The following is a 1,390-nucleotide window of genomic DNA, read 5'->3' on the forward strand; positions in this document are numbered from 1 at the left end:
TCCAGTTTACGGAGACCCACGGTGGCCGCCACTCCACCGTGAAGATTTACACCACTCATGGGGACACTACCAGATGTTACTCAGCTGCCGTTCTGCTCATTACACTTGATTGCGCCCTATCTGGTGCTTTGATTGTCGTCCCGATTCTGCCCCCGACTACCCCCAGGGAAGGACGTTGTGGCGAAGAAGGTGGAGGTGCCGTCAACTTTTTAAAAAGGGTGCAATCAAACCTCGACCCAGTCAGCAGAGGCAAAATTAGCAACATCTGAAACCAACTCCCCCATCTGCGATCCTCCCTCTCCTGCCGCAGCTCAGGACGCTGTTCCGGCTGCAGGTGCCGCGCCTCCGTTTCCACCCGGTACAGTTTCTGGATAAAGGCCAGGCCCTGGTGGGCCTTGCCGGTTTTCCCGTTCTTGCCCTGCGCCTTCACCGCCTCACTGAATCGGCGACGGGCGTGAGCCATGCAGCCAACGTGGGTGAGTTGCTGCGCCGCCACCACGGCGTTGTATCCATCGTAGCCGTCCGTCTGCAGATAACCCTTGAAGCCCGCCANTCGGCGACGGGCGTGAGCCATGCAGCCAACGTGGGTGAGTTGCTGCGCCGCCACCACGGCGTTGTATCCATCGTAGCCGTCCGTCTGCAGATAACCCTTGAAGCCCGCCAGCAGGCGCAATGGCACAGTCTGGCCGCGACCCGGATCGTAGTCATACAACACTACCGGACGATCCGGTGACCATTCCCCCGCCTGGCGGTGGGACTCCGGCATGTGGGCTGCCACGGTGGTGTGGCGCCGCTTCAGATTGGAACGTTGATGACTGGCCACCCGTTCGCCGCGGTGGAAACACTCGATCGTGTTGTGCGTCATGCGCACATCGACCTCGCGCTTGATCAAGGCATGGGGTACGGAGTAGTAATGCCCGTCGATGGCTACGTGGTAATCGATGTGAACCCGGGCCTTCTTCCACTCGGCATGCACGTAGGGCTCCGCCGGCAGGGGTTGAAGCGCCGGCCGATCCAGCTGCTCGAAGTGCTCCCGGCGGCAACCGGGCAGCTTGCGGAAGGGACGATTGCTGAGCTTCACCAGCAGCTCGCTGATGGCGGCATTGAGTTCGCGCAGGGAGAAGAACTGGCGGTGACGCAGTGCCGCCAGAATCCACCGTTCCACCACCAGCACTCCGCCCTCTACCTTGGCTTTGTCGCGCGGGCGACGAACCCGCGCCGGCAACACCGCGACGCCGTAGTGGGAGGCCATGTCCTGGTAGGTGGGGTTGGTGTCGGGCTCGTAGCGGTGAGCCTTGCTCACCCCGGACCGCAGGTTGTCGGGGTTATGTGCCCTTCACCGTTATGTTGCTGATCGCCTCGATTTCGAGGCCGCACGCCGTTAATTGTC

General features: G+C 61.7%; 1 pseudogene. It reads right to left on the reverse strand.

Annotated features, from left to right (window positions below):
- Window positions 1–76 precede the first annotated feature (76 nt).
- A pseudogene (locus tag Q6D67_RS22040) lies at window positions 77–1,324 on the reverse strand (transposase); the annotation flags it as partial.
- Window positions 1,325–1,390 lie beyond the last annotated feature (66 nt).

The sequence above is a fragment of the Haliea sp. E1-2-M8 genome (genome assembly GCF_030649675.1).
GTDB lineage: Bacteria > Pseudomonadota > Gammaproteobacteria > Pseudomonadales > Halieaceae > Haliea.